The sequence below is a fragment of the Gammaproteobacteria bacterium genome, from assembly GCA_022340215.1.
GTDB lineage: Bacteria > Pseudomonadota > Gammaproteobacteria > JAJDOJ01 > JAJDOJ01 > JAJDOJ01.
The window spans coordinates 1-5063 of the sequence record JAJDOJ010000129.1; the positions used below are offsets into that span (position 1 = coordinate 1).

The window sequence follows — 5063 nt, forward strand, 5'->3', positions numbered from 1 at the left end:
CGGCGGATCGCGGTGGCCAACACGCGCTTCGAGACCGATGGCGTGGCCCTGTTGGTCCGCGAGCTTGAGATGCTCGTAAACGTTTCGCGGGAAGGTCAACTTGAAATCGAGCCCGTGGTTCGCACGTTCCTGAAGCGCATCGAGCGCGACCCGACGGGCGTTCCGATCAAGCTCTGTCCGTTTACCCGCAGAGCCGTATCGGACGAAGAGCCCGAACCCGTCGAGATCGATCCGCGCATCGCCTTCGGTCGCCCCGTGCTGGCAGGCCGTGTCGTTCCCACCGCCGTGCTCGCCGACCGGTTCAAGGCGGGCGATTCCCTCACTGATCTGGCGCGAGACTATGACACCTCCACGCAAGTCATCGAGGAGGCCATCCGCTGCGAACTCAACCGGCGCGTAGCGGCTTAGCGAAACCCGGTTCTACCTGGACGAGTCTATCTACTCGCGCGTCCTGAGGGACGCAATGCGCACGGCCGGGGCGAACGTCGAACACGCAGGCGGGCGTTTCCGTTCGGCACGACCGATAAGGCGATTGCCGGAAAATGACATACCAGATCGCGCCGGGTGAGCTGCGAAGCAGTGAACGGCTTGGGCAGGAAGCCCAAGACCGGTGCCCAAGCAAAGCAGGGACAGCGCCGCGCCGGGATCGTTCGTCATCAAGGCGCGACATCAGGCGCAGAGTCGAACGATGGAACGGTTGTCGCAACACGGAGGACGGACGAAAAGACAAACAGGATGGACTGTCATTTGACAGAAATCGCCTAAGGCGCAGCGGTAATCCGAATCCCGACACGCATCGATCCGCGGTTGGTTCTCTGCCGGAGTCATTCATCTCCGGGACCGGACCGCGCCCAGCCCCGCCGCTTCGACTCGTCGAGCCGGTTGCAAGGGATGCCCCTCCTACGCCATGTCGAATGTTGTACCCCGTCTTTGAAACTGCCTGTTATTTTTTTCAACTATTTGGGAGCCGGCCGCGAACGGTCGGATCCGCGATCCGCCGAATTCATCCGTAACCGCCTGGCCATCGATTCCAACAGACGGGTCTGCCTGACAGAGAAAACGAATTTCCGACCGGTGTGAAGCAGCTCATAGGTGAGGTGATCGGGCGATGCGTTAATACGGGCGACGTCTACTATCTGGTGACCTCGGCCGAGCCGGGCGCGACCGGCGCCTTCAGCACTGGGGTCGAGGTCGGCAGCCCGAGCAACGGTGGCTACTTGAAGCCCGCTGGCCTGACGCCCTCCTTCGGCCTGCCGTCACACTACGAGATCGTCGAATAAAGCGAACCGATCTCGTCTAGTGACACGCTGCCCCCCGGGCCCGCCACCATGGTGGGCTCGCTTTTTTCTTGTGCTGCGCCTGGACCGCCTCCCATGGATTGGGTACGGTCAGCGAACGGAAGTCTCTGCCCGGGATTGCTAGAATCCCCGTCGATACGTCAAACGCAGGGGAGTCCGGCTTGCCCGTTATCCATCGTTTCGCCAGATCGGTGCGGCTACCCGCTGTTGTTGCATTGTGCCTGTTTCTGAGCGAATCGCTGTCCGCCGTTCCTGCCTCGCAAGACCCCCTGCCCTCATGGCGTGGAGGCGCGACTAAGGATTCGATCACGGCATCCGCCCCGGCGGCGGGTCACATCGCGCTCGCTGACGGTCGCTCCATCCCGATCTTCGATGCGCATATTCACTACAGCGAGGATGTCTGGGAACCGTTGCCGCCCGACAGGGCGATCGCCTGGCTGACGCGGGCCGGTATCGACAAGGCGCGGGTGTCCGGCACACCCTCCGAGGGGGCGGAACGGCTCTACCGGGCGGCACCGGATCGGATCGTCCCGTTTCTGCGCCCTTACCCGGCGCGTGCGCATCGCAAGACCTGGTTCGGCAACCCCGACGTTCCCGGGTCCGTGCTCGAACGGCTGGGCCGAATTCCGTACCGGGGGATCGGAGAGTTTCACGTCTTCGGCGAGGATGCGGACTCTGACGTCGCGCGGCAGGTCATCCGTATCGCCAGGGACCGCGGGTTCGCGCTGCATGCGCACACCGACACCGAGGGTATGAGGCGGATCCTGGCACAGGCCCCCGATACCGCCGTGTCATCCGGGCCCATGCCGGATTCGACGTCCCCGTCGACACGGATGCCCCGGGACCATCCGCATCCGCTCATCGAAGTCGGAATGGATACCTACGTCCCGAGCCGATGGGCGAATCTCGATGTACTGGCGCAGGCGTCCAGGACCTGACTCGAACAACTGCCCTGGGATGTGGCAGCGCGGATCGCCTACGGCAACGCGGCGAGCCGCTTCGATCCACGCGTCGACAACTGACCCTCGCGACGACCGGCGAACTGCAAGTACATCGATCGCTCAGGCGAGATCAACCGGCGCCAAAATACGAACCGTTGACGAACAGGTGGGTGGCAATACTGGCGAAATAGCCAAGCGCGATCGCCGGGGTCCATTTCAGGTGACCGAAAAAGGTGTATTTCCCCCGGGCCTGGCCCATCAACGCGACACCCGCCGCGGACCCGATCGAGAGCATGGAGCCCCCCACGCCGGCGGTCAGCGTCACCAGTAGCCACTGTCCGAGCGACATGTCCGGGTCCATGGTCAACACCGCAAACATCACGGGGATGTTGTCGACGATAGCCGAGAGGAAGCCGACCACCACATTGGCGGCTGTCGGACCCCAGCCCGTGTACATCAGCTCGGATACCAACGCCAGGTAGCCGATGAAGCCCAGACCGCCAACGCAGAGTACCACCCCGTAGAAGAACAACAGCGTATCCCATTCCGCCCTTGCCAGGGGAGAGAACACGTCGAACCCCAGGGGTGTCCCCATCATGCCGCCATGTTTATGCTCCTCGATTCCGAGTTGGTCCCGGTGCGCGGTCATCTTCAGATAGAAACCGAACACCTGCAGGTAACCGAGGCCGGTCATCATCCCGATCACCGGCGGCAGATGCAGGAAATTGTGTAAAAAGACCGCGGTGGCGATCGTGGCCAGAAACAACCCGATGATGGGAATCGCCCCGCGACGCAGGACGGCCTGTTCCTCTACGGCCTGAGGCTGAACGTTCGGCACGGCGAAATGCATGATGGCCGCGGGGATCAGGTAGTTGACCATCGACGGGATGAACAGCGCAAGGAAGGTCCAGAACTCCACCAACCCCTTCTGCCAGACCATCAGCGTGGTGATGTCACCAAACGGCGAGAACGCCCCGCCCGCGTTGGCGGCGACGACGATGTTGATGCAGGCCAGGGAGACGAAACGCACGTTGTCGCCACCGACGGCGAGTACGACGGCGCACATCAACAGAGCCGTGGTCAGGTTGTCCGCGATCGGCGAGATGAAGAACGCCAGGATGCCGGTGATCCAGAACAGGGACCGGAACCCGAAGCCTTTCTGGATCAACCAGACTCGCAGGGTATCGAACACGCCGCGCTCCTGCATGGCGTTGATATAGGTCATCGCCACCAGCAGGAACAGCATCAGCTCCGCGTATTCGAGCAGATTGTGCCGCACGGCGTGTTCCACCGCCGAATCCAGCCCGTGTGTCGTGTAGATCCAGGCGATGAGCCCCCAGATCAGGCCGGCGCAGATGATGACCGGCTTCGATTTGCGCAGGTGGGTGAATTCCTCCGCCATGACCAGGGCATAGGCCAGGATGAACAATCCGATCGACAACCAGCCCACCCAGTGCCCGGTCAGATCCAGGTTCTCCGTCGCGTGCCCGGCCGCCAGCGCCGCACCGGGCGCCGCGGTTTCCACGGCCATTGCGGCGCCGCAGAACAGAAACACCATCAATAGCGAAGTCAGATTCAGTGCAAACTGTCGTGACCGCATAGAGCCACCTCTCCATCAGAAACACCGGGTTCAACATTGCGACGGTCAATAACGGGGGCATGATAACATCCGGCATTTCGAATTCCGTCGCCAACCGGCGACCCCGGAAAATCGTTCACCGAACCGGGCGCGTGCGCGATATCGCCATGCTTCCGCCCTTCGGGCCGAACCCAACCCCATGCATAATCTCTTCGAATCGATCCCGGAAGGACTCACGGAGGAACTGACCGAGGTTCTCACCGGTTCGGGAAACGTCCGCATCGAGCGGATCGTATCGAGAGGGCACGCCTCCCCCGAGGGATTCTGGTACGACCAGGCGCAGCGGGAATTCGTCCTGCTCCTGCGCGGCTCGGCCGCCCTCGAGTTCGAGGGCCGCGAGGCACCCATCGAGATGGGGCCGGGGGATTTCCTGGTTATCGATGCGCATCGGCGTCACCGGGTTACCCGGACCGCCAGGGACGGGGACACGGTCTGGCTGGCGGTTCACTTTGGCTGAAAGGGCACCGCACCTGAGCACGTATCGGAGCTTACCTGCGGAAATTCCTTCCCAACTTGTTCCCAGGCTTCGGCCACCACTTTTACGGCTTCGTCCCGGCGTGCTTCGTCCACGTTCAACAGCCCAAACCACTGCTAACGAGCGCCACCAGTGCTGTCTTCCACCTCCACCGCGAATCGTGTAGGTTAGGCGCCGTGCCACGAATTTTGTTTCGTTGTTGCACCCTTGGACAAGTCGGCGCCCGGCGCACTGTCGCTGTGTGCGCGCGCTGCTGGTTCTGCGCCACCATCCGAGTTGCCTCCTCATGCAGGCGTTGGAGCTGCGCTTGCAGGCCGGCGAAATCAGAGGACCTGATCTCGGCCCCGCGGTCTTCTTGTAAGGGTCTGGCGAAAAACCTCGGGAATTCAATCGGAAGCAAGCCAACTGCGGCGATGCTGCCGAGCAGCCTTTGGCGGAGGCTTGGATTTTGCGAAGATACCAGTTTCGGTGCGCCGGGCCTCAAGTCTGCTGGGCCTGGACCGGGTCCCCCAGCGCCTGTGTCTGCGCGCCACGACCGACTACTGGGTCAACGCCATGGACGGCCAACCCTTGTTCGTCGTCAACCAAGTGGTCGATCCGGGGCTGATCCACGTCATCGAGCATGAGATCGTGCCTCGGCCCCCTATCACCGTCGATAAGCTGCCCGAGGAGGCGCGTCGAGTCCTACGTGCCCTCTACACCACAGAGGC

6 protein-coding genes are annotated in these 5063 nt (G+C 62.6%); 5 read left to right on the forward strand and 1 reads right to left on the reverse strand.

Annotation, left to right across the window (positions count from 1 at the left end):
• The 3 genes from LJE91_09235 to LJE91_09245 form a co-directional block, all read left to right on the forward strand.
• The coding region (locus tag LJE91_09235) for a DUF433 domain-containing protein (protein ID MCG6868890.1) at positions 1 to 408 on the forward strand (408 nt) is incomplete at its 5' end.
• Between the two features lie 668 nt (positions 409 to 1076).
• Complete coding sequence (locus LJE91_09240) at positions 1077 to 1280, forward strand: hypothetical protein (GenBank protein MCG6868891.1); 204 nt, start codon at positions 1077 to 1079, stop codon at positions 1278 to 1280.
• 179 nt (positions 1281 to 1459) lie between these two features.
• Positions 1460 to 2236, forward strand: a complete 777-nt coding sequence (locus LJE91_09245) for a hypothetical protein (protein ID MCG6868892.1) — start codon at positions 1460 to 1462, stop codon at positions 2234 to 2236.
• A 133-nt stretch (positions 2237 to 2369) separates the two neighbouring features.
• On the opposite strand, the gene nhaD is transcribed toward LJE91_09245, so the two are convergent.
• The gene (gene nhaD, locus LJE91_09250) at positions 2370 to 3839 is read right to left on the reverse strand and encodes a sodium:proton antiporter NhaD (protein MCG6868893.1); all 1470 of its coding nucleotides are present in this window, start codon (positions 3837 to 3839) and stop codon (positions 2370 to 2372) included.
• Positions 3840 to 4017: 178 nt separating this feature from the next.
• On the opposite strand from nhaD, the gene LJE91_09255 reads away from it, so the two are divergent.
• Both LJE91_09255 and LJE91_09260 read left to right on the forward strand, forming a co-directional pair.
• Complete coding sequence (locus tag LJE91_09255) at positions 4018 to 4335, forward strand: cupin domain-containing protein (GenBank protein ID MCG6868894.1); 318 nt, start codon at positions 4018 to 4020, stop codon at positions 4333 to 4335.
• 486 nt (positions 4336 to 4821) lie between these two features.
• On the forward strand, positions 4822 to 5063 hold a 242-nt coding region (locus LJE91_09260), incomplete at its 3' end, for a hypothetical protein (protein ID MCG6868895.1).

What these genes read in the sequence shown, in the direction of transcription:
- LJE91_09255 (MCG6868894.1), top strand. Translation starts at nt 4,018, where the DNA reads ATGCATAATCTCTTCGAATCGATCCCGGAAGGACTCACGGAGGAACTG.
- nhaD (MCG6868893.1), bottom strand. Translation starts at nt 3,839, where the DNA reads ATGCGGTCACGACAGTTTGCACTGAATCTGACTTCGCTATTGATGGTG.